The organism is Streptomyces sp. NPDC090108 (assembly GCF_044747185.1).
Classification (GTDB): Bacteria; Actinomycetota; Actinomycetes; order Streptomycetales; family Streptomycetaceae; genus Streptomyces.
This window is the reverse complement of the sequence record NZ_JBIVDQ010000001.1, coordinates 140475-161885: the sequence shown is the minus strand read 5'-3', so window position 1 is coordinate 161885 and position 21411 is coordinate 140475. Positions and strand designations below refer to the sequence as shown.

Genomic DNA, 21411 nt, shown 5'->3' with positions numbered 1-21411 from the left:
AGCGTTGCCGGTGGCCCGAGGAGTTACTAAGTGACCAGCACAGCGCAGGCGCCCTCGCCCGGAGCCAGGGCGGCTCATCCCGAGCATCTCGGGCATGTCATCTTCATCGCCGCGGCCGCCGCCATGGGCGGTTTCCTCTTCGGCTACGACAGCGCTGTGATCAACGGTGCCGTCGAGGCGATCCGTGGCCGCTACGACATCGGCCCCGCGGCGCTTGCCCAGGTCATCGCCATCGCCCTGATCGGCTGCGCCGTCGGCGCCGCGACCGCCGGCCGCATAGCCGACCGGATCGGCCGCATCCGCTGCATGCAGATCGCCGCCGTCCTCTTCACCATCAGCGCCGTCGGCTCCGCGCTGCCCTTCGCGCTGTGGGACCTCGCGTTCTGGCGCATCATCGGCGGCTTCGCCATCGGCATGGCCTCCGTCATCGGCCCCGCCTACATCGCCGAGGTCGCCCCGGCCGCCTACCGCGGTCGTCTGGGTTCCTTCCAGCAGGCCGCGATCGTCATCGGCATCGCCATCTCGCAGCTGGTCAACTGGGGCATCCTGAACGCCGCCGGCGGCAACCAGCGCGGTCACCTGATGGGCATCGAGGCCTGGCAGGTCATGCTCGGCGTCATGGTCATCCCGGCCGTCCTCTACGGCCTGCTCTCCTTCGCGATCCCCGAGTCGCCGCGCTTCCTGATCTCCGTCGGCCGCGAGGCCCGCGCCCGTGAGGTGCTCGCCGAGGTCGAGGGCAACAGCGTCGACCTGGACGCCCGCGTCGCCGAGATCGAGCACGCCATGAAGAGCGAGCACAAGTCCTCCTTCAAGGACCTGCTCGGCGGCAGCTTCTTCTTCAAGCCGATCGTCTGGGTCGGTATCGGCCTGTCGGTCTTCCAGCAGTTCGTCGGCATCAACGTCGCGTTCTACTACTCCTCGACGCTGTGGCAGTCGGTCGGTGTCGACCCGTCGCAGTCGTTCTTCTACTCCTTCACGACGTCGATCATCAACATCGTCGGCACCGTGATCGCGATGATCTTCGTGGACCGCGTCGGCCGCAAGCCGCTCGCCCTCATCGGCTCCGCCGGTATGGCCCTCGGCCTGGCCCTGGAGGCCTGGGCGTTCAGCGCCCACCTGGTCGACGGCAAGCTGCCGCACACGCAGGGCCTGGTCGCGCTGATCGCCGCCCACCTGTTCGTGCTCTTCTTCGCCCTGTCCTGGGGTGTGGTCGTGTGGGTCTTCCTCGGCGAGATGTTCCCGAACAAGATCCGCGCCGCCGCCCTCGGTGTGGCCGCCTCCGCGCAGTGGATCGCCAACTGGGCCATCACCGCGAGCTTCCCGTCGCTGGCCGACTGGAACCTCTCCGGCACCTACGTGATCTACGCGATCTTCGCCACGCTCTCCATCCCGTTCGTCCTGAAGTTCGTCAAGGAGACGAAGGGCAAGACGCTGGAGGAGATGGGCTGAGCCCACCCCCTGAGCCGAGGAGAAGGGCCAAGTCCCCGCTGCCCCTCTCCTCGTACCTTCCCGCCGCCCCCGCACCGGTCACTGCCCGGAGCGGGGGCGGCGGTCTGCTGTCCGGGGGCGGACAGCAGACCGCCGGTCGAGGGGCCGCCTCCGGTCGCCGGTCGAGGGGCCGCCTCCGGTTGCCGGTCGTGGGGCCGGCTCCGGTCGCCGGGGCCTGGTGGGCGCGTGCGGGTCGCTCCGCGGTGTGCGGGGGGCGCGCCCGATCCGGCCCTCGTGCGCGCTGTACGACGGGCCGTCGCGCACGGGTCCGTCGTGTCGGGCCGTCGTACAGCCGCCGGGCGTGCATCGGCGCGGAGTCCGGAGCGGGCAGGAGCGGGCGGGGCGGTCCACGCCGTACCGGTGCGCCGGGGCCTGTCCGCGCGGGGTCGTACGGCCGCCGCTCGGACGGACGCCCCCGGTGGCGGGCACGTGCGGGCGGTGCGGCGGTAGGCCATGGCGGCCCGGGGCCTGCGTGGGCCTCGCGGCCTGCCGGGTCACTTCCCTGGTCCCGCCCACCGGGGGCCTGTCCCGGTCCCGCCCACCGGGGGCCTGTCCCGGTCCCGCCCACCGGGGGCTCGCCCTGCTCCCGCCTGTTCCGGTCCCGCCCGCCCTGCTCCTGCCCTGCTCCGGCGCTGCTCTTGGTCAGGCTCCGCCCAGGCCTGCCGTTTCCACCGAGGTCTGTCGGGGCCTGCCGAGGTCCGCCCGGCTCCGTCGGGGCTTGTCGGGTGCCGTGCCCCGGGTATGCGAAAGTCCCCCTCCGGTGCAGCTCGGTGGAGGGGGACTTCGGCCGGTCGTGCGGGGGAGCGGCCGGGTCGGTCAGACGCCGGCGGACACGCTTTCCGCGGCGGCCTCGGCGGGCCCGGCCGTCTCTGCCGCCTCGTCGGGGCCGGCGGACGGCGCCGGAGCGGCCACCGCCGGCTTGGGCAGCACCAGGTACAGCACGCCCGAGATCACGATCGCGGCGATCCAGCCGAGGCCGTACCGGCCGATGACGTTGTTCTTCGCGAGCGGGCCGGTGAACCAGTCCGAGGTGGTGAACATCAGGCCCATGACCAGACCGATCGCCCACGCGGCCACGGCGGTGGGGGAGAAGCCCGCCCGGTACCAGTAGGCGCTGGTGCGGGTCGTGTCGGCCATGGCCCGGCCGTCGTAGGACCTGCGCCGGAACATGTCCGCGCCGAAGACACCGGTCCAGGCGGAGAAGGCCACCGCCAGCATCGACAGGAAGGCGATGAAGGAGCCAAGGAAGCTGGTCGCCACCAGCATCAGGACGCCGCCCAGGGCCAGCGAGATGACGGCGTTGACGGAGACCGCCCAGTGCCGGGGGATCCTGAAGCCGAGGGTCTGGGCGGTGAAGCCGGCCGAGTACATCGACATCGAGTTGATCAGCAGCATGCCGACCACGGCGATCAGCAGGTACGGCACCGCGATCCAGAGCGGCAGGATCTTGCCGACGAAGGAGACCGGGTCGGAGGCCGTGGCCAGGTCCGGCGTCGCGACCGCCATCACGGCGCCCATCAGCACCAGCGGCATCACGACGATGCCGGCGCCGCCCATCGTCGTCCCCACGATCGCCTTCGACGAGGCCGTGCGCGGCAGATAGCGCGTGAAGTCCGGCGCGGAGGGGATCCAGCTCACGCCACCCGCCGCGATCATGCCGACGGCGGTGATCAGGGAGGCCGTGGAGCCGGCGCCCTGGTGCATCACCGCGGACCAGTGGGTGTGCACGGCGAGGTAGCCGAGGACCAGCACCGAGAAGACACCGAAGAGGTAGGTCGCGTACTTGCTGCACGTGCGCACGGCGCCGATGCCGAGACCGGAGATCGCGAAGGTCGCGATGACGAAGAGCAGCAGGGTGACCAGGTCCAGTACCGGGCTCGCCTTGATGCCCAGGCCGAGGTCCAGGATCGTCAGCAGGGCGTACGCGCCGGTCACGGCGTTGATGGTCTCCCAGCCCCAGCGGGCGACCCAGATCAGCGCGCCGGGCAGCAGATTGCCGCGCTGGCCGAACACCGCTCGCGACAGCGCCATGCCGGGCGCCGCGCCGCGCTTGCCGGCGATGCCGATGAAGCCGACCAGACCGTAGGAGACCGCGGGCGCGACGAACGCGACGACGAGCGCCTGCCAGAAGTTCAGGTGGTACGCCACCACCAGGCTCGCGCCCATCGTGAGCAGCAGCACACTGATGTTCGCGCCCACCCAGGTCGGGAACAGTCCGCGGGTCTTCGCCGTGCGTTCCGCATCGGGTACCTGCTCGATGCCGCGGGTCTCGAGTGCGCCTTCGGTCTCGGCCGTTGCGCTCATGGCCGTCTTGCTCATGGCGGTTCTGCTCATGAAGAGGTGTGCCCTAGCGGTGGGGGGAAGGGGACGACGGGACCGCGCGCGCGGTGGACGGGACACTCCGCGCCGCAAGGAAACCCAGGCCATCGTACTTTAATCCGACTACTTCACCCGAGTGGCATTTGTCTCCTGTGCGAAGCTCCAAGCGGGGACAGGCCGGGAGTACGCACAAGCGGGGGTGGGCCGCACCTCATGGCCGATACTGGAGCCGTTATGGAAACCGTCATCCTTGCTGTAGTCATCGCTGTGGTGGTGCTCGCGGCGCTCGGCGGGCTCATCGTCGGCAGCCGGCGCCAGAAGACGCTGCCCCCGCCGCCGCCCTCCACGCCCGACATCACCGCGCCCCCGGCCGAGCCGCACGTCGGCGACGAGGCCGAGACACCGCGCGACGAACCGCGCCGGTCGATCGAGGAGGTGGACCTTCCGGGCGCGGGCGCGACCGTCGCCGTGGAGGAACCCCCCGCGGTCGAGGCCCCCGAGATCGAGATCCCGGAGCCCACCGCCGGCCGGCTCGTCCGCCTGCGCGCCCGCCTGTCCCGCTCCCAGAACGCCCTCGGCAAGGGGCTGCTCACGCTGCTGTCGCGCGAGCACCTCGACGAGGACACCTGGGAGGAGATCGAGGACACGCTGCTCACCGCCGATGTCGGTGTGCAGCCCACCCAGGAGCTGGTGGAGCGCCTGCGCGAACGCGTCAAGGTGCTCGGCACCCGCACCCCCGAGGAACTGCGCACCCTGCTCCGTGAGGAGCTGCTCAAGCTCATCGGCACGGACGTCGACCGCACCGTGCGGACCGAGCCCGAGGACCGCAAGCCGGGCATCGTGATGGTCGTCGGCGTCAACGGCACCGGCAAGACCACCACCACCGGCAAGCTCGCCCGAGTCCTGGTCGCCGACGGCCGCACCGTCGTCCTGGGCGCCGCCGACACCTTCCGCGCCGCCGCCGCCGACCAGCTCCAGACCTGGGGCGAGCGCGTCGGTGCCCACACCGTGCGCGGGCCGGAGGAGGGCGACCCCGCCTCCGTCGCGTTCGACGCGGTGAAGGAGGGCAAGGAACTCGGCGTCGACGTCGTGCTCATCGACACCGCCGGCCGCCTGCACACCAAGACCGGCCTCATGGACGAGCTGGGCAAGGTCAAGCGGGTCGTGGAGAAGCACGCGCCGCTCGACGAGGTGCTGCTCGTGCTGGACGCCACCACCGGCCAGAACGGTCTGGTCCAGGCCCGCGTGTTCTCCGAGGTCGTCGACATCTCCGGCATCGTGCTCACCAAACTGGACGGCACCGCCAAGGGCGGCATCGTCATCGCCGTCCAGCGCGAGCTGGGCGTGCCGGTCAAGCTGATCGGACTCGGCGAGGGCGCGGACGACCTGGCGCCGTTCGACCCCGAGGCGTTCGTGGACGCGCTCATCGGCGACTGAGCGGCCCGTGGACTTACCGACCGCCCGCGCGAGAAGCGCCCGCCCCAGGATGCAGCTGGGGGCGGGCGCTTCGTCATGTGCGGGGAGTGCGGCAAGCGGGACGGGTTCAGGAGACGGCGGGGCGGAGGCGGCGGAAGCGGCGGAAGCGGCGGAAGCGGGGTGGGCGCGGGGAGCGGCCGGCCGTGGCGCCCCGCGCCTCAGGATCCGGCTCGAGACCGGTGGGCCACGTACGCCAGTGTGCCCAGCAGCAGCCGGGCCGCCGGAGGCCTGGTCGCGGAGTCCAGCGCGGGAGGCCGCAGCCAGCGCACCGGGCCGAGACCGCCGAGGTCGGAGGGCGGGGCGGTGATGTGCGTCCCCGGGCCGAGGCCGGTCAGGTCCAGGGCCGAGGGGTCGTCCCAGCCCATGCGGTACAGGAGCCGGGGGAGTTCGGCGGCGGCTCCGGGGGCGACGAAGAAGTGGGCGCGGCCGTCCGGGGTCGCGGCGACCGGGCCGAGCGGAAGACCCATGCGCTCCAGGCGGACGAGAGCGCGCCGGCCGGCCGCCAGGGCGACCTCGATGACGTCGAACGCGCGGCCGACGGGCAGCAGTACGGAGGCTCCGGGGAACTCCGACCAGGCCTTGGTCACCTCGTCGAGCGTGGACCCGGCCGGCACCTCGGAGGCGAATCCGAGCGGATGCGCGCCCGGCGCCCGGCACCCGGCGTGCCCGCAGGAGCAGGCTCCCGCCGCCGCCCGCGCGCCCGGCACGACGTCCCAGCCCCAAAGTCCGGTGAACTCGGCGACGGCGATGCACTCCGACGCGCGACCGCGCCGGCGTGTGCCGGTGCGGATCTCCCGGATGCCACCGATCGTGAAGCCCATGCCCCCTCCAACGGGTCCAGCGCGCCGGCGGTTACGACACGGAGCGAGACGAAAGCGGAGTGTGACGCTACGGCTTCGCTTCCCCCGCGCCTGTGAGGCCAAGGCGGCGCCTTGCGGCACTCGAGGTGGTGCATGGGAGCCCGCGCGCCCCGGGATGCATCACTCCGCCCACTACCGGCTGTCCTATGTCAAGTGAATCGCGTGGAGGCGATCGTGAGTTCATTCGAAGGGGTGGCGAATGGTGGCGTTTCCAGGGTCACCATGGCTGGGCCGGTGATCGTAGGATTACTGTGAGTGTGCGAGTCCCAGGGGCACATGCACTCGTGGGTATGCCCGAGGCAAGTCGCCGACGCGTTCGAAGGGTGAGAACCACCGGACGGGAGGCCCTATTTACCGGCATTCTGATAGGGCTTGGCGCACTCGGTGACAAGTGGTCTCAGGGATGGGGGCGTTCCAGTGGGCGGCAACGGCGGTAGCGGGGCGAACGCTGAGAAGCGCCCCAACGAGCTGCTCGGCTCGTGGTTCGTGCGCAGCGGCTGGTCCAAGGGCGAGCTGGCCCGCCAGGTGAACCGCAGGGCACGCCAGCTGGGTGCCAACCACATCTCCACGGACACCTCGCGGGTGCGCCGCTGGCTCGACGGCGAGAACCCGCGCGAGCCCATCCCGCGCATCCTGTCCGAGCTGTTCTCCGAGCGCTTCGGCTGTGTCGTCTCCATCGAGGACCTCGGCCTGCGCGCCGCACGGCAGTCACCCTCCGCGACCGGTGTCGACCTGCCCTGGACGGGCCCGCAGACGGCGGCCCTGCTCGGCGAGTTCTCGCGCAGCGACCTCATGCTGGCGCGGCGCGGCTTCCTCGGCACCTCGCTGGCGCTCTCCGCCGGACCCTCCCTCATCGAGCCCATGCAGCGCTGGCTCGTGCCGGCCCCCCTCTCCGCGGCCACGGCCGAGCCCGAGTCGCCCCACGAGTCCCGCAGGCCCGGCCGGCTCTCCGCGCCCGAGCTGGAGCTGCTGGAGTCCACCACGCGCATGTTCCGCGAGTGGGACGCCCAGTGCGGCGGCGGCCTGCGCCGCAAGGCGGTCGTCGGCCAGCTGCACGAGGTCACCGACCTCCTCCAGGAACCCCAGCCCGAGGCCACCACCCGCAAGCTCTTCAAGGTCGCCGCCGAACTCGCCGAACTCGCCGGCTGGATGTCGTACGACGTCGGGCTCCAGCCCACCGCGCAGAAGTACTTCGTCCTCGCGCTGCACGCCGCCAAGGAGGCCGGCGACAAGCCGCTCGGCTCGTACGTCCTGTCCAGCATGAGCCGCCAGATGATCCACCTCGGCCGGCCCGACGACGCCCTGGAACTGATCCACCTCGCCCAGTACGGCAGCCGCGACTGCGCGAGCCCGCGCACCCAGGCGATGCTGTATGCGATGGAGGCCCGCGCCTACGCCAACATGGGCCAGCCCGGCAAGTGCAAGCGGGCCGTCCGCATGGCCGAGGAAACGTTCGCCGAGGCCGACGAGTGGGACGACCCGGATCCCGACTGGATCAGCTTCTTCTCCGAGGCCGAACTGCACGGGGAGAACTCCCACTCCTTCCGCGACCTCGCCTATGTCGCCGGCCGCAGCCCCACCTACGCCTCCCTGGCCGAGCCGCTGATGCAGCGGGCCGTGGAGCTGTTCGCCAAGGACGGCAAGCACCAGCGGTCGTACGCGCTCAACCTGATCGGCATGGCCACCGTGCACCTGCTGCAGCGCGATCCCGAGCAGAGCACGGAGTACGCCAGGCAGGCCATGGAGATCGCCACGAAGGTCCGCTCCGAGCGTGTGAACACTCGTATCCGAAAGACGGTCGACACCGCCGTGCGCGACTTCGGCGACCTCACCGCCGTCGTCGACCTCACCGACCAGCTCGCCGTCGACCTGCCCGAGACCGCCGCGGCGGTCTGACCTCCCCGTCCCCGTCACAGCCACCCGCGCGACACCCACGCCCCGGCCGCGGCCGGTCCTCCCGAACAGCACCGACTCGGCTCCCCCATGCCAGGTCATCGAGAGGCCGCCGCGGCCGGCCCATGTCCCGCGCCACCCGCGCTTCACCGCCACGTAACACACAGGGCGTCTTCGTCACCCCGGCGAAACAACGAGGGGCTCCCACGGAAACCGCGCTGCGTCACTCTCATGCGCACAGCCGGCCAGCCCCCACCGACCGGACCGCCCCGGCACCGCCCGCACGGGCCGTACCCACCGACGAGGAGACGCCGATGGCCCCAGCCATCACGCTTGCCGCGGAGGCACCCAAGCTGTCCGCCGCGAACACGGGCTTCATGCTGATCTGTTCCGCCCTGGTGCTGCTCATGACCCCGGGCCTGGCCTTCTTCTACGGAGGCATGGTCCGCGTCAAGAGCACGCTCAACATGCTGATGATGAGCTTCATCAGCATCGGCATCGTCACGATCCTCTGGGTGCTCTACGGCTTCTCCCTCGCCTTCGGCACCGGTTCCAGCCTCATCGGCTGGAATCCCGACTGGCTCGGGCTCAGTGACATCGGCCTGACGGAGCTGTGGGACGGCTACACCATCCCGATCTTCGTCTTCATGGTCTTCCAGCTGATGTTCGCCGTCATCACCCCGGCCCTGATCAGCGGCGCCATCGCCGACCGCGTCAAGTTCACGGCCTGGTCGCTCTTCGTCGTCCTGTGGGTCACGGTCGTCTACATCCCGGTCGCCCACTGGGTCTGGGGCGCCGACGGCTGGGCCTTCAAGCTCGGCGTGATCGACTTCGCCGGCGGTACGGCCGTCCACATCAACGCCGGTGCCGCCGCCCTCGGCGTCATCCTGGTCATCGGCAAGCGCGCCGGCTTCAAGAAGGACCCGATGCGCCCGCACAGCCTCCCGCTGGTCATGCTCGGCGCGGGCCTGCTGTGGTTCGGCTGGTTCGGCTTCAACGCCGGCTCCTGGCTCGGCAACGACGACGGCGTCGGCGCGCTGATGTTCGTCAACACCCAGGTCGCCACCGCCGCCGCCATGCTGGCCTGGCTCGCCTACGAGAGGATCCGGCACGGCGCCTTCACCACCCTGGGCGCCGCCTCCGGCGCGGTCGCCGGACTCGTCGCCATCACCCCGTCCGGCGGCGCGGTCTCCCCGCTCGGCGCGATCGCCGTCGGCGCCATCGCCGGCGTGGCCTGCGCCGCGGCCGTCGGTCTGAAGTTCAGGTTCGGCTACGACGACTCCCTCGACGTCGTCGGCGTCCACATGGTCGGCGGCATCATCGGCTCCCTGCTCATCGGCTTCTTCGCCACCGGCAAGGGCCAGTCCGCCGCGACAGGCGTCTTCTACGGCAACCACAGCTTCGACCAGCTGTGGAAGCAGTGCGCCGGCGTCTTCGCGGTCCTCGCCTACTCCCTGGTCGTCTCCGCGGTCCTCGCCTTCCTGCTCGACAAGACCATCGGGATGCGGGTCTCCCAGGATGAGGAGATCTCCGGCATCGACCGCGCCGAGCACGCCGAGACCGCATACGACTTCAGCGGCGCGGGCGGCGGTGTCGCCGGCTCCGCCGCCCCGGCCCCGGCCGCCTCGCAGACCAGGAAGGTGGACGCATGAAGCTCATCACCGCCATCGTCAAGCCCCACCGGCTCGACGAGATCAAGGAAGCCCTCCAGGCCTTCGGCGTCCACGGTCTGACCGTCACCGAAGCCAGCGGCTACGGCCGCCAGCGCGGGCACACCGAGGTCTACCGCGGCGCCGAGTACACCGTCGACCTGGTCCCCAAGATCCGCGTCGAGGTGCTGGCCGAGGACGATGACGCCGAACAGCTCATCGACGTCGTCGTCAAGGCCGCCCGCACGGGCAAGATCGGAGACGGCAAGGTCTGGTCCGTGCCGGTCGAGACCGCCGTACGGGTCAGGACCGGCGAGCGCGGCCCCGACGCGCTCTGACACACGCAAGGACAGGAGTCGCTGAGTGACGTCCACGAATGTGCCGAAAGAAGCGGATGCCTCGGGACCCAGCGGCTACGCGGCGGCCCGGCTGCGCCTCCTCACCGAGGGGGCGCGGTCCGGGCCGCCGCGCCGTGCCGCCCTCGCCGAGCTGACCGACGGCTGGCTGGCGGCCCTGTTCGGCGCCGCAACCGAGGGCCTGCGCGGCGTCTCCCTCGTCGCCGTCGGCGGCTACGGCCGCGGCGAGCTGTCCCCGCGCAGCGACCTCGACCTCCTGCTGCTGCACGACGGCAACGACCCCGCGGCCGTAGCCGCCGTAGCCGACCGCCTCTGGTACCCCGTCTGGGACCTCGGCCTCGATCTCGACCACTCCGTCCGCACCCCCGCCGAGGCCAGGAAGACCGCCGGTGAGGACCTCAAGGCCCACCTCGGCCTCCTGGACGCCCGCCACCTCGCCGGCGACCTCGGCCTGACCGCCGGACTGCGCACCGCCGTCCTCGCCGACTGGCGCAACCAGGCGCCCAAGCGCCTGCCCGAACTCCGCGACCTGTGCGCCGAGCGCGCCGAACGCCAGGGCGAGCTGCGCTACCTCCTCGAACCCGACCTCAAGGAGGCACGCGGCGGCCTGCGCGACGCCACCGCCCTGCGCGCCGTCGCCGCCTCCTGGCTCGCCGACGCCCCCCGCGAGGGCCTCGCGGACGCCCGCCGCCGCCTCCTCGACGTCCGCGACGCCCTGCACCTCACCACCGGCCGCGCCACCGACCGGCTCACCCTCCAGGAACAGGACCAGGTCGCCGCCGAACTCGGCCTCCTCGACGCCGACACCCTGCTGCGGCAGGTCTACGAGGCGGCCCACGTGATCGCCTACGCCGCCGACGTCACCTGGCGCGAGGTGGGACGCGTCCTGCGCTCACGGGCCATGCGCCCGCGGCTGCGCGCCATGCTGGGCGGCGCCAAACCCTCCGCCGAGCGCACCCCGCTCGCCGAGGGCGTCGTGGAACAGGACGGCGAGGTGGTGCTCGCCCGCACCGCACGCCCCGAACGCGACCTCGTGCTCCCCCTGCGCGCCGCGGCCGCCGCGGCCCAGGCGGGCCTCCCGCTCTCCCCGCACGCCGTACGGCGCATGGCCGCCACCGCGCGCCCGCTGCCCGCGCCCTGGCCCGCGGAGGCCCGCGAACAGCTCGTGACCCTGCTCGGCTCCGGCCGCCCGACCGTCGAGGTCTGGGAGGCCCTGGAGGCGGAGGGCCTGATCAGCCGCCTCCTGCCCGACTGGGAACGGGTCCGCTGCCGCCCGCAGCGCAACGCCGTCCACATCTGGACCGTCGACCGGCACCTGATCGAGACCGCCGTCCGCGCCTCCGCGCTGACCCGCCGCGTCGGCCGCCCCGACCTGCTCCTCGTCGCCGCCCTGCTGCACGACATCGGCAAGGGCTGGCCCGGCGACCACTCGGTGGCCGGTGAGATCATCGCCAAGGACGTCGCCACACGCATCGGGTTCGACCGCGCCGACGCGGCCGTCCTGTCGGCCCTCGTCCGCCACCATCTGCTCCTCGTCGAGACGGCCACCCGCCGTGACCTGGACGATCCCGCCACCGTCCGTGCCGTCGCCGAGGCCGTCGGCACGCAGAGCACCCTGGAACTCCTGCACGCCCTCACCGAGGCCGACGCCCTGGCCACCGGACCCGCCGCCTGGTCCTCCTGGCGCGGCTCCCTCGTCGCCGACCTCGTCCGGCGCGTGTCCGCCGTCCTCGCCGGAGACACCCCCGACGAACCCGAACCCGCCGCGCCCACGGCGGAACAGGAACGGCTCGCCATCGAGGCCCACCGCACCGGCGGCCCCGTCCTCGCCCTGCGCGCCCAGCCCGACCCCCCGCCGGACGCCGAACCCACCGGCGAGCCCGAGCCGCTCGGCGTCGAACTGCTCATCGCCGTCCCCGACCAGCCCGCCGTACTGCCCGCCGTCGCCGGCGTCCTCGCCGTGCACCGCCTCACCGTGCGCACCGCCGAGCTGCGCACCCTGCGCCTGCCCGACGGCGTCGACGACGGCAGCGTCCTGCTGCTGAACTGGCGCGTCGCCGCGGAGTACGGCTCCCTGCCCCAGGCCGCCCGGCTGCGCGCCGACCTGGTGCGCGCTCTGGACGGCTCCCTCGACGTCGACGGCCGGCTCGCGGAGCGGGACGCGGCCTACCCGCGCCGCCGCGGCTGGCCCGCGCCGCCGCCGAGGGTGACCGTGGCCCCGGCCGCCTCCCACCACGCGACCGTGATCGAGGTGCGCGCCCAGGACGCCCCGGGGCTGCTGTTCCGGATCGGGATGGCGCTGGAGAAGGCGGGGGTGCGGGTGCGGAGCATGCACGTGAGCACCCTCGGCTCCAACGCCGTCGACGCCTTCTACGTCACCAGCGGGGCGGGCGTGCCCCTGGTCGGGGAGGACGCCGCGGCCATGGCCCGGGGACTGGAGGAGACATTGCGGGGATGACCCTGCCCCGGTGACTTCGGCGCCGGGATACTCTGGAGGGCGATTCCCAGTAGCCATCCCCGACCCCGAGGACCGCGAGCGCCGTGTTCGACACTCTCTCCGATCGCCTGTCAGCGACTTTCAAGGGCCTGCGCGGCAAGGGGCGGCTCAGCGAAGCGGACATCGACGCCACCGCACGCGAGATCCGCATCGCGCTCCTCGAAGCCGACGTGGCCCTGCCGGTCGTCCGCACGTTCATCAAGAACGTCAAGGAGCGGTGCCTCGGTGCCGAGGTCTCGAAGGCGCTGAACCCCGCCCAGCAGGTCCTGAAGATCGTCAACGACGAGCTCGTCACGATCCTGGGCGGCGAGACCCGCCGGCTCCGCTTCGCCAAGCAGCCGCCCACCGTGATCATGCTGGCCGGTCTCCAGGGTGCCGGTAAGACCACCCTCGCGGGCAAGCTCGGCCGCTGGCTGAAGGAGCAGGGCCACTCCCCGCTCCTCGTCGCCGCCGACCTCCAGCGCCCCAACGCCGTCAACCAGCTGAGCGTCGTCGCCGAGCGCGCCGGTGTCGCGGTCTACGCCCCGGAGCCGGGCAACGGCGTCGGTGACCCGGTCAAGGTCGCCAAGGACTCCATCGACTTCGCGAAGTCCAAGGTCCACGACATCGTGATCGTGGACACCGCCGGCCGCCTCGGCATCGACCAGGAGATGATGCAGCAGGCCGCGGACATCCGCGACGCCGTCTCCCCGGACGAGATCCTGTTCGTCGTCGACGCGATGATCGGCCAGGACGCGGTCAACACCGCCGAGGCGTTCCGCGACGGCGTCGGCTTCGACGGCGTGGTCCTGTCCAAGCTGGACGGCGACGCCCGCGGTGGCGCGGCCCTCTCGATCCGCCAGATCACCGGCAAGCCGATCATGTTCGCGTCGAACGGCGAGAAGCTCGACGACTTCGACGCGTTCCACCCGGACCGGATGGCCTCCCGCATCCTCGACATGGGTGACCTGCTCACCCTGATCGAGCAGGCGGAGAAGACGTTCAGCCAGGAAGAGGCCCAGAAGATGGCCTCCAAGCTGGCGTCGAAGAAGGGCCAGGACTTCACCCTGGACGACTTCCTGTCCCAGATGGAACAGGTCAGGAAGATGGGCAGCATCAGCAAGCTGCTCGGCATGCTCCCCGGCATGGGCCAGATCAAGGACCAGATCAACAACATCGACGAGCGCGACGTCGACCGTACGGCCGCGATCATCAAGTCGATGACCCCGGTCGAGCGCCAGGACCCGACGATCATCAACGGCTCCCGCCGCGCCCGTATCGCCAAGGGTTCCGGTGTCGAGGTCAGCGCCGTGAAGAACCTCGTCGAGCGGTTCTTCGAGGCCCGCAAGATGATGTCCCGCATGGCCCAGGGCGGCGGCATGCCGGGCATGCCGGGGATCCCGGGCATGGGCGGCGGCCCCGGCCGCAGCAAGAAGCAGCCGAAGCAGGCCAAGGGCAAGCAGCGCTCCGGCAACCCGATGAAGCGCAAGCAGCAGGAGCTGGAGGAGGCCCGGCGCCGCGAGGCCGCGGCCCAGGGCGGCAACGCCTTCGGCGTTCCGCAGCAGGGCTCCCAGGACTTCGAGCTCCCGGACGAGTTCAAGAAGTTCATGGGCTGACCTGCCCCGACGCACGTCCCCGAGTGCGCCCTTCTCCGGAAGGGCGCCCTCGGGCGTTCGTGCGGGTGCCGGGCGCCGGAGGGTGGCGTAACGTCCCGATATGACCAACCCCGCGCCGCCACGCAAGTCGCCCGACCAGCCCTGGCGTACCGAAGGCGCTCCGGAGGACTCGCCGAAGAAGTCCGGCGGGCGCGGAATGCGGGGCGGGAGCTGGTGGCGGCTGCTCCTCGCCGCGCTGGTCGTCTACCTGATCGCCAACCTGGTGCTGTCCAGCATCGGCGAGGCCAACGAGCCGACGATCTCGTACACCGAGTTCAGCAAGCAGGTGAACGCCGACAACGTCTCCAAGATCTACGCCAAGGGCGACGCCATCCAGGGTCAGCTCAGGAAGGAGCAGGCCAAGCCGGGCGGCAGCGGGAAGTACAGCAAGTTCAACACCCAGCGGCCGGCGTTCGCGGGGGACCAGCTGTGGCAGACCCTCACCAAGCACAACGTCACCGTCACCGCCGAGCCGGTCGTCCAGCACCGCAGCTTCCTCTCCAACCTGCTGCTCTCCCTGGCGCCGATCGTGGTGCTGGTCGCCGTCTGGCTGTTCATCGCGCGCCGCATGAGCGCCGGGCTCGGCGGCGCGGGCGGCATGCTCGGCCGCAAACCGCCCCCCAAGCCGGTGGAACTGGTGCCGGGGCAGAAACGCACCACCTTCGACGACGTGGCCGGCATCGACGAGGTCGCGGGCGAGCTGAACGACGTCGTCGACTTCCTGAAGAACCCCGACGACTACCGCCGCATGGGCGCCAAGCTGCCCCGCGGCGTCCTGCTCGCCGGGCCGCCCGGCACCGGCAAGACGCTGCTCGCGCGGGCGGTCGCGGGGGAGGCGGGCGTGCCGTTCTTCTCGGCCTCCGCCTCGGAGTTCATCGAGATGATCGTGGGCGTGGGCGCCTCCCGGGTGCGGGAGCTGTTCGCGGAGGCCCGCAAGGTCGCCCCCTCGATCATCTTCATCGACGAGATCGACACCATCGGCCGGGCCCGGGGCGCCGGTTCCGGCATGGGCGGGCACGACGAGCGCGAGCAGACCCTGAACCAGATCCTCACCGAGATGGACGGCTTCTCCGGGTCCGAGGGCGTGATCGTCATCGCCGCGACCAACCGCGCCGACGTCCTGGACCCGGCGCTGACCCGGCCCGGCCGCTTCGACCGGGTGGTCCAGGTCTCGCCCCCGGACCGCGGCGGCCGTGAGGCCATCCTGGAGATCCACACCCGCGACATCCCGCTCGCCCCCGGCGTCGACCTCGCCCAGGTCGCCCGTACGACACCGGGCATGACCGGCGCCGACCTGGCCAACCTCGCCAACGAGGCCGCCCTCCTCGCGGTCAAGCGCAAGCAGCACGCGGTGACCCAGTCGGACATGTCCGACGCCCTGGAGAAGGTCCAGCTGGGCGCGGAACGGCCGCTGGTGATGCCCGAGGAGGAACGCCGGCGCACCGCGTACCACGAGAGCGGCCACGCGCTGCTCGGCATGCTCCAGCCCGGCGCCGATCCCGTCCGCAAGATCACCATCGTGCCGCGCGGCCGGGCGCTCGGCGTCACGCTGTCCACGCCGGACGCCGACAAGTACGCGTACACCGAGGAGTACCTGCGCGGCCGGATCATCGGCGCCCTCGGCGGCATGGCCGCGGAGAACGTCGTCTACGACGTGATCACCACCGGCTCCGAGAGCGACCTGGAGCAGGTCACCAACATCGCGCGCGGCATGGTCTCCCGCTGGGGCATGAGCGAGGAGGTGGGCCGTCTCTCCGCGCTCCCCAACGACGCCCAGCAGGCCTACGGGCTGGCCGCCGCCCCGCAGACCCTCGACGTCATCGACAGCGAGATGCGCCGCATCGTCGACGAGTGCTACGAGGAGGCCTGCCACAAGCTGCGCGAACACCGCGGGCAGCTGGACGCGCTCGCGAAGGCGCTCCTGGAGAACGAGACGCTGGAGGAGGCGGACGCCTACCGCATCGCCGGCATCCCCCGGTTCACCAAGGACCACGACACCGGACCCCAGGACGCCGACGCGCACGACGATGCCGGCGCGCACGACGCCGGGACCCAAGGCGCCGGGACCCAGGACGCCGGGGTGCGCCACACCGGGACCCACGACACCGGGACCCGTCCCGAGCCCGGCCCGGAGCACGGTTCCGGGCGTGCCACCGGTCCGGAATCGGGGCCCGGCACCGGTCCGGGTCCCGGGGACAGACCCTAGGGAACCCGGGCGACGAGGTAGCGGAACACGTTCGGCATCCACACCGTGCCGTCCGGGCGCCGGTGCGGATGCAGGGCCTCCACCAGCTCCTTGTCCACCTGCTTGCGGTCGGTCGCCGCGATCGCCGCGTCGAACAGCCCCGTCGACAGCAGACCCCGTACGGCGCTGTCGCTGTCGGCGTAGCCGAACGGGCAGGCCACCCGGCCGGAGCCGTCCGGCCGCAGCCCGGCGCGCTGGGCGACCTCCTCGAGATCGTCGCGGCGGGCGGGCCGCCAGCTGCGCGCGCTGCGCAGCGGGTCGGCCAGCTTCGTCGCCACCCGCAGCACCGACGCGGTGGCGCACCGCTCCGGCGGCCCCCAGCCGGCCAGGACCACGGCCGTCCTGCGTTCCATGAGCGGCAGCGCGGAGGCCAGCAGTTCGGCGAGCCCCTCGGAGTCACCGGCGAGGCAGCCGATCGGCTCGAAGACGGTCACCAGCGAGTACGCGGGCGCCCCGGTGTCCGCCGCGTCCCCGGGCGTGCCCTCGACGAGCCGGGCCTCCGCCCGCGCGCGCGTGCCCCGCTGCGTGTCCGGACGCAGCCGCTCGCGCGCGAGGGCGAGCAGTTCCGGACACGGGTCGATCCCGGTGACCGCGGCGCCCCGGGCGAGCGCCGTGAGCAGGGCGAGCCCGGAACCGCAGCGCAGACCCAGCAGCCGGGTGGCCGGGCCCACCTCGAGCCGGTCGTAGACGGCCTCGTGGAGCGGGACCAGCATCCGCTCCTGGATCTCGGACCAGTCACGCGCGCGTGCGCACACGTTCACGCGGGGTGGCCGGGAACCCGCGTGCGACAGGTGCTCCCGCACGAGCGTAGGTGTCATAGTCAAGCGCCCCAATCCGCCGACAGTTCGACGCAGTGCCCGATCGCGTGGCCCCCGTGCCGTGCGTGCGCACTTCCCACGTATGCCAGGTAACTCCCGGCTCGCGAAGTCGTCCAGGGGTCGTGAGGGCCGGCTTGCCCGCGACCGCCCGATGTGGCGAGATTTCACATCCCGGCAACCTGGGGGAAGGGGCGGTGCGGGGCCGGGCGGGAGCACCCGGTAACGTCACCGTCGTGACGGACGAACGTCACGGTCGTCACAGACGCTGTACGAGGTACGGGCCGGGCCGCCGGAGCGGCCGGAACGCCTCTTGCGTATCCGCCGGCCCCAGCCGTGCCGGTGTGCCGACGGAGGCTACGCGCGGGGTCGTACGGGGGACTACGCACCGACTTGGCACGAGCTGTGCGGCTTCTCCGCAGTTCGGCGCACCCGCCCTCCTCGGGACGCATCAGCGGCAACTGACGGGTTAGTGCAAATTATTTGGGATGGCCCGGAATAGGAACACAGCGGTACCTCCGCTCGTTGTGATTACGTGAGCACGACACAGACACCACCTGTTCTCGCCGCGGAGCTGGCACAGGCGTGGGCCGACATTCAGCGGTACCACCCCGAGCTGCCCGACCTCGCCGCGCCGGAGTCCCTGATCGGAGAGTCGTCGTCCGCGTGCGGACACGAGCTCTCCTTCGAGCGACTGCTTCATGAGGCAGTCCACGGCATCGCCGCCGCCCGAGGGGTTCGCGACACCTCCCGGGCCGGCCGCTACCACAACCGCCGCTTCCTGGCCATCGCCGAGGAACTGGGCCTGGACCACCCCGAGGAGCCGCACCCGAGCAGCGGTTTCTCCCTGGTCACGCTCAACCCCGAGGCGAAGCGCCGCTACCGTCCGACCATCGAGAGGCTCCAGCGCGCGCTGAAGGCCCACACGGTGGCCACCTCCGCCGACACCTCCCGCACCTTCCGCGGCCCGGCCGCGCGCCACGGTTCCTCGGGTGGCGGCGTCCGCGTCAAGGCCGTCTGTGACTGCGGGCGCAACGTCCGGGTGGTCCCCTCGGTCCTGGCCCAGGCGCCGATCGTGTGCGGCGGCTGTGGCAAGCCGTTCCGCATCCCGGAGGGCGTGGGGGCGGCGGCGGGCTAGGACCCCGGCTGCTCGTGGCAGCCGAGGCCCGCCCCGGCACCGTTCCCTCCGCCGGCAGGGTGACGCACCCGACGTACCTCCCGTCCGCGCCGGGTGCCGCCCAGCCGTGCCCCGGGCCGCCGGGATCCCACGGCGGGAAGCGACCCGCGGGGTGTGGCACAATGGCTAGCTGTACTCGACAGTCGCACAGGAACCCTCTCTCCTCCGGCTGACGCGTCCGTCGGGCATATCGGGTACCGCAACCCCACGCGGCAGCTCGCCGTGCCCACCACGTCAAAACCAGGAGAATCCACTCCCGTGGCAGTCAAGATCAAGCTGAAGCGTCTGGGCAAGATCCGTTCGCCTCACTACCGCATCGTCGTCGCCGACTCCCGTACCCGCCGTGACGGCCGGGCCATCGAGGAGATCGGCAAGTACCACCCGACCTACAACCCGTCGGTCATGGAGGTGGACGCCGAGCGCGTCGCCTACTGGCTGGGTGTCGGCGCGCAGCCGACCGAGCCGGTTCTCGCCATCCTGAAGAAGACCGGCGACTGGCAGAAGTTCAAGGGCGAGCCCGCCCCGGCGCCGCTGCTCGTGGCCGCTCCGAAGGCCGCGCGTCCGTCGTTCGAGGCTCTCGGCGGTGACGACGAGGGTAAGGGTGAGGCCATCACCCAGAAGAAGAAGGCTGAGAAGAAGGACGAGGCCGCGGCTGAGTCCGAGTCGGCCGAGGCCTGAGCATCATGCTCGAAGAGGCGCTTGAGCACCTCGTGAAGGGCATCGTCGACAACCCCGACGATGTGCAGGTCGCCTCGCGCGACCTGCGCCGGGGGCGCGTGCTGGAGGTCCGGGTCCACCCCGAAGACCTCGGCAAGGTGATCGGCCGCAACGGTCGCACCGCGCGTGCTCTGCGTACCGTCGTGGGCGCCATCGGCGGCCGCGGTGTCCGTGTCGACCTCGTCGACGTGGACCACGTTCGCTGACGCTTCATAGCAACCGGCTCGGGCCGGGGAGGGCCACTGGGCCGTCCCCGGCCCGCAGTCGTATGACAGGAGATATGGACTCGTGCAGCTGGTAGTCGCGCGGATCGGCCGTGCTCATGGCATCAAGGGCGAGGTCACCGTCGAGGTACGTACCGACGAGCCGGAACTGCGGCTCGCCCCGGGCGCCGTCCTGGCCACCGACCCGGCCTCGACCGGGCCCCTCACCATCGCCACCGGCCGCGTGCACAGCGGCCGCCTCCTCCTGCGCTTCGAGGGCGTCAGCGACCGCACCGGCGCCGAAGCCCTGCGCAACACCCTGCTGATCGCCGACGTCGACCCCGAGGAACTCCCCGAGGACGAGGACGAGTACTACGACCATCAGCTCATCGACCTCGACGTGGTCACCTCGGACGGCACCGAGGTCGGCCGCATCACCGAGATCTCGCACCTGCCCTCCCAGGACCTCTTCATCGTCGAGCGTCCCGACGGCAGCGAGGTGATGATCCCCTTCGTGGAGGAGATCGTCGCCGAGATCGACCTGGAGGAGCAGAAGGCGGTCATCACGCCCCCGCCGGGCCTGATCGACGACCGCGCGGAGGTCGCCTCCACGCGGGACGCGGAGGCTGCCGAAGGCGCCGAGGGTGCTGAAGGTGCCGAGGGCGCTGAGGGTGCTGAGAGTGCCAAGGGTGCCGAAGGCACCGGACCGGCCGGGGAAGAGTCGTAAATGCGCCTCGACGTCGTCACGATCTTCCCCGAGTACCTCGAACCGCTGAACGTCTCCCTCGTCGGCAAGGCCCGCGCGCGCGGGCAGCTCGACGTGCACCTCCACGACCTGCGGGACTGGACCTACGACCGGCACAACACGGTCGACGACACGCCCTACGGCGGCGGCCCCGGCATGGTCATGAAGACCGACCCCTGGGGCGACGCGCTCGACACCGTCCTCGCCGACGGCTACGAGACGGGCGACCGGGCCCCGGCGCTGATCGTCCCGACCCCGAGCGGCCGGCCGTTCACCCAGGAACTGGCCGTCGAGCTCTCCGAACGCCCCTGGCTGATCTTCACACCGGCCCGCTACGAGGGCATCGACCGCCGTGTCATGGACGAGTACGCGACCCGCATGCCCGTCTACGAGGTCTCCATCGGCGACTACGTCCTCGCCGGCGGCGAGGCGGCCGTCCTCGTCATCACCGAGGCCGTCGCACGGCTGCTGCCGGGCGTGCTCGGCAACGCCGAGTCCCACCGGGACGACTCCTTCGCGCCCGGCGCGATGGCGAACCTCCTGGAAGGGCCCGTCTACACCAAGCCGCCCGTGTGGCGCGGCCGTGACATCCCGGAGGTGCTGCTCAGCGGCCACCACGGGAAGATCGCCCGCTGGCGCCGTGACGAGGCCCTGCGGCGCACGACGGTCAACCGGCCCGATCTGATCGAGGGCTGCGACCCCAAGGCCTTCGACAAGAAGGACCGCGAGATGCTCTCCATCCTGGGCTGGGCCCCGGACCCGGAGGGCCAGGCCCACGGCCGATTTTGGCGCAGGGCCGAGGCCATGGAAGAATAGACAGCTGTTGTGCGTCCGTCCGGCGTGCGCCCCTGCCACAGGGGGACACGACGCCCGCATCGACACGCACGGCACACCCCTTGTACATCTATCTCCCGTTGATGACCTGTGGCATCAGCGAAGAAAGCAGACGATATGTCTCACCTGCTCGACACCGTCGACGCCGCGTCGCTGCGTACCGACGTCCCGGCCTTCCGCCCGGGTGACACCGTCAACGTCCACGTCCGCGTCATCGAGGGCAACCGCTCCCGTGTGCAGCAGTTCAAGGGCGTTGTCATCCGCCGTCAGGGCAGCGGTGTCCGCGAGACCTTCACGGTCCGCAAGGTCTCGTTCTCCGTCGGCGTCGAGCGCACCTTCCCGGTGCACACCCCGATCGTCGAGAAGATCGAGCTCGTCACCCGCGGTGACGTGCGTCGCGCCAAGCTGTACTACCTCCGTGAGCTGCGCGGCAAGGCCGCGAAGATCAAGGAGAAGCGCGACAACTGAGTGCCTTACCGGGGTCACAGCGGAGCCGGATAACA

Annotated in this window: 17 protein-coding genes; 14 read left to right on the top strand and 3 right to left on the bottom strand. The window is 71.6% G+C overall.

All coding sequences use genetic code 11. The features are described 5' to 3' along the window. Window positions 1-30 precede the first annotated feature (30 nt). Window positions 31-1449: a sugar porter family MFS transporter gene (locus tag ACIPRD_RS00670; protein ID WP_356404184.1), complete on the top strand. Its 1419-nt coding sequence runs from the start codon at window positions 31-33 to the stop codon at window positions 1447-1449. Window positions 1450-2304: 855 nt separating this feature from the next. On the opposite strand, the gene ACIPRD_RS00665 is transcribed toward ACIPRD_RS00670, so the two are convergent. Next, window positions 2305-3792 (bottom strand): cytosine permease, encoded by a 1488-nt coding sequence (locus tag ACIPRD_RS00665; protein WP_401559981.1) that lies wholly within the window; start codon window positions 3790-3792, stop codon window positions 2305-2307. A 249-nt stretch (window positions 3793-4041) separates the two neighbouring features. On the opposite strand from ACIPRD_RS00665, the gene ftsY reads away from it, so the two are divergent. Beyond that, window positions 4042-5244: a signal recognition particle-docking protein FtsY gene (ftsY, locus tag ACIPRD_RS00660; protein ID WP_401558796.1), complete on the top strand. Its 1203-nt coding sequence runs from the start codon at window positions 4042-4044 to the stop codon at window positions 5242-5244. A gap of 197 nt (window positions 5245-5441) precedes the next feature. Here the strand turns inward: ftsY and ACIPRD_RS00655 are convergent, their stop codons facing one another. Next, window positions 5442-6104, bottom strand: a complete 663-nt coding sequence (locus ACIPRD_RS00655) for a bifunctional DNA primase/polymerase (RefSeq protein ID WP_356404190.1) — start codon at window positions 6102-6104, stop codon at window positions 5442-5444. A gap of 456 nt (window positions 6105-6560) precedes the next feature. On the opposite strand from ACIPRD_RS00655, the gene ACIPRD_RS00650 reads away from it, so the two are divergent. The 6 genes from ACIPRD_RS00650 (at window position 6561) to ftsH (ending at window position 16378) form a co-directional block, all read left to right on the top strand. Further along, the gene (locus tag ACIPRD_RS00650; protein ID WP_356404192.1) at window positions 6561-8039 is read left to right on the top strand and encodes a tetratricopeptide repeat protein; all 1479 of its coding nucleotides are present in this window, start codon (window positions 6561-6563) and stop codon (window positions 8037-8039) included. A gap of 311 nt (window positions 8040-8350) precedes the next feature. After that, entirely contained in the window at window positions 8351-9688 is a 1338-nt protein-coding gene (locus ACIPRD_RS00645; protein ID WP_356404194.1) for an ammonium transporter, read from the top strand. Beyond that, window positions 9685-10023, top strand: a complete 339-nt coding sequence (locus tag ACIPRD_RS00640; protein ID WP_356404196.1) for a P-II family nitrogen regulator — start codon at window positions 9685-9687, stop codon at window positions 10021-10023. Before ACIPRD_RS00645 ends, ACIPRD_RS00640 begins: the two co-directional genes overlap by 4 nt. A 25-nt stretch (window positions 10024-10048) precedes the next feature. After that, entirely contained in the window at window positions 10049-12499 is a 2451-nt protein-coding gene (locus ACIPRD_RS00635; protein WP_356404199.1) for a [protein-PII] uridylyltransferase, read from the top strand. An 83-nt stretch (window positions 12500-12582) separates the two neighbouring features. Further along, window positions 12583-14133, top strand: a complete 1551-nt coding sequence (gene ffh / locus ACIPRD_RS00630) for a signal recognition particle protein (protein ID WP_356404201.1) — start codon at window positions 12583-12585, stop codon at window positions 14131-14133. A 100-nt stretch (window positions 14134-14233) separates the two neighbouring features. Continuing rightward, complete coding sequence (ftsH, locus tag ACIPRD_RS00625) at window positions 14234-16378, top strand: ATP-dependent zinc metalloprotease FtsH (RefSeq protein WP_401558791.1); 2145 nt, start codon at window positions 14234-14236, stop codon at window positions 16376-16378. On the opposite strand, the gene ACIPRD_RS00620 is transcribed toward ftsH, so the two are convergent. Next, the gene (locus ACIPRD_RS00620; RefSeq protein ID WP_401559978.1) at window positions 16375-17235 is read right to left on the bottom strand and encodes a class I SAM-dependent methyltransferase; all 861 of its coding nucleotides are present in this window, start codon (window positions 17233-17235) and stop codon (window positions 16375-16377) included. The genes ftsH and ACIPRD_RS00620 overlap by 4 nt on opposite strands. 532 nt (window positions 17236-17767) lie before the next feature. Here ACIPRD_RS00620 and ACIPRD_RS00615 point away from each other — a divergent pair. From ACIPRD_RS00615 to rplS, 6 genes are all read left to right on the top strand, one after another. After that, the gene (locus tag ACIPRD_RS00615) at window positions 17768-18370 is read left to right on the top strand and encodes a hypothetical protein (RefSeq protein ID WP_356404205.1); all 603 of its coding nucleotides are present in this window, start codon (window positions 17768-17770) and stop codon (window positions 18368-18370) included. Window positions 18371-18667: 297 nt separating this feature from the next. Beyond that, on the top strand, window positions 18668-19087 hold the full coding sequence (gene rpsP / locus ACIPRD_RS00610; RefSeq protein ID WP_356404207.1) for a 30S ribosomal protein S16: 420 nt from the start codon (window positions 18668-18670) through the stop codon (window positions 19085-19087). 5 nt (window positions 19088-19092) lie between these two features. Next, window positions 19093-19332 (top strand): RNA-binding protein, encoded by a 240-nt coding sequence (locus ACIPRD_RS00605; protein WP_161180513.1) that lies wholly within the window; start codon window positions 19093-19095, stop codon window positions 19330-19332. 82 nt (window positions 19333-19414) lie between these two features. Then, window positions 19415-20056 carry a ribosome maturation factor RimM gene (gene rimM / locus ACIPRD_RS00600; protein ID WP_401558787.1) on the top strand — a complete coding sequence of 214 codons (642 nt, stop codon included), beginning with the start codon at window positions 19415-19417 and terminating at the stop codon, window positions 20054-20056. Continuing rightward, on the top strand, window positions 20057-20890 hold the full coding sequence (gene trmD / locus ACIPRD_RS00595; protein WP_401558785.1) for a tRNA (guanosine(37)-N1)-methyltransferase TrmD: 834 nt from the start codon (window positions 20057-20059) through the stop codon (window positions 20888-20890). It begins immediately after the preceding gene. Window positions 20891-21025: 135 nt separating this feature from the next. Next, window positions 21026-21376 carry a 50S ribosomal protein L19 gene (rplS, locus tag ACIPRD_RS00590; RefSeq protein WP_356404214.1) on the top strand — a complete coding sequence of 117 codons (351 nt, stop codon included), beginning with the start codon at window positions 21026-21028 and terminating at the stop codon, window positions 21374-21376. Window positions 21377-21411 lie beyond the last annotated feature (35 nt).

Coding starts and splice junctions, on each gene's coding strand:
- ACIPRD_RS00605 (WP_161180513.1), top strand. CDS start 19,093: ATGCTCGAAGAGGCGCTTGAGCACCTCGTGAAGGGCATCGTCGACAAC.
- ACIPRD_RS00645 (WP_356404194.1), top strand. CDS start 8,351: ATGGCCCCAGCCATCACGCTTGCCGCGGAGGCACCCAAGCTGTCCGCC.
- trmD (WP_401558785.1), top strand. CDS start 20,057: ATGCGCCTCGACGTCGTCACGATCTTCCCCGAGTACCTCGAACCGCTG.
- ftsY (WP_401558796.1), top strand. CDS start 4,042: ATGGAAACCGTCATCCTTGCTGTAGTCATCGCTGTGGTGGTGCTCGCG.
- ACIPRD_RS00665 (WP_401559981.1), bottom strand. CDS start 3,792: ATGAGCGCAACGGCCGAGACCGAAGGCGCACTCGAGACCCGCGGCATC.
- ACIPRD_RS00620 (WP_401559978.1), bottom strand. CDS start 17,235: ATGACACCTACGCTCGTGCGGGAGCACCTGTCGCACGCGGGTTCCCGG.
- ACIPRD_RS00640 (WP_356404196.1), top strand. CDS start 9,685: ATGAAGCTCATCACCGCCATCGTCAAGCCCCACCGGCTCGACGAGATC.
- ACIPRD_RS00655 (WP_356404190.1), bottom strand. CDS start 6,104: ATGGGCTTCACGATCGGTGGCATCCGGGAGATCCGCACCGGCACACGC.
- ftsH (WP_401558791.1), top strand. CDS start 14,234: ATGACCAACCCCGCGCCGCCACGCAAGTCGCCCGACCAGCCCTGGCGT.
- rplS (WP_356404214.1), top strand. CDS start 21,026: ATGTCTCACCTGCTCGACACCGTCGACGCCGCGTCGCTGCGTACCGAC.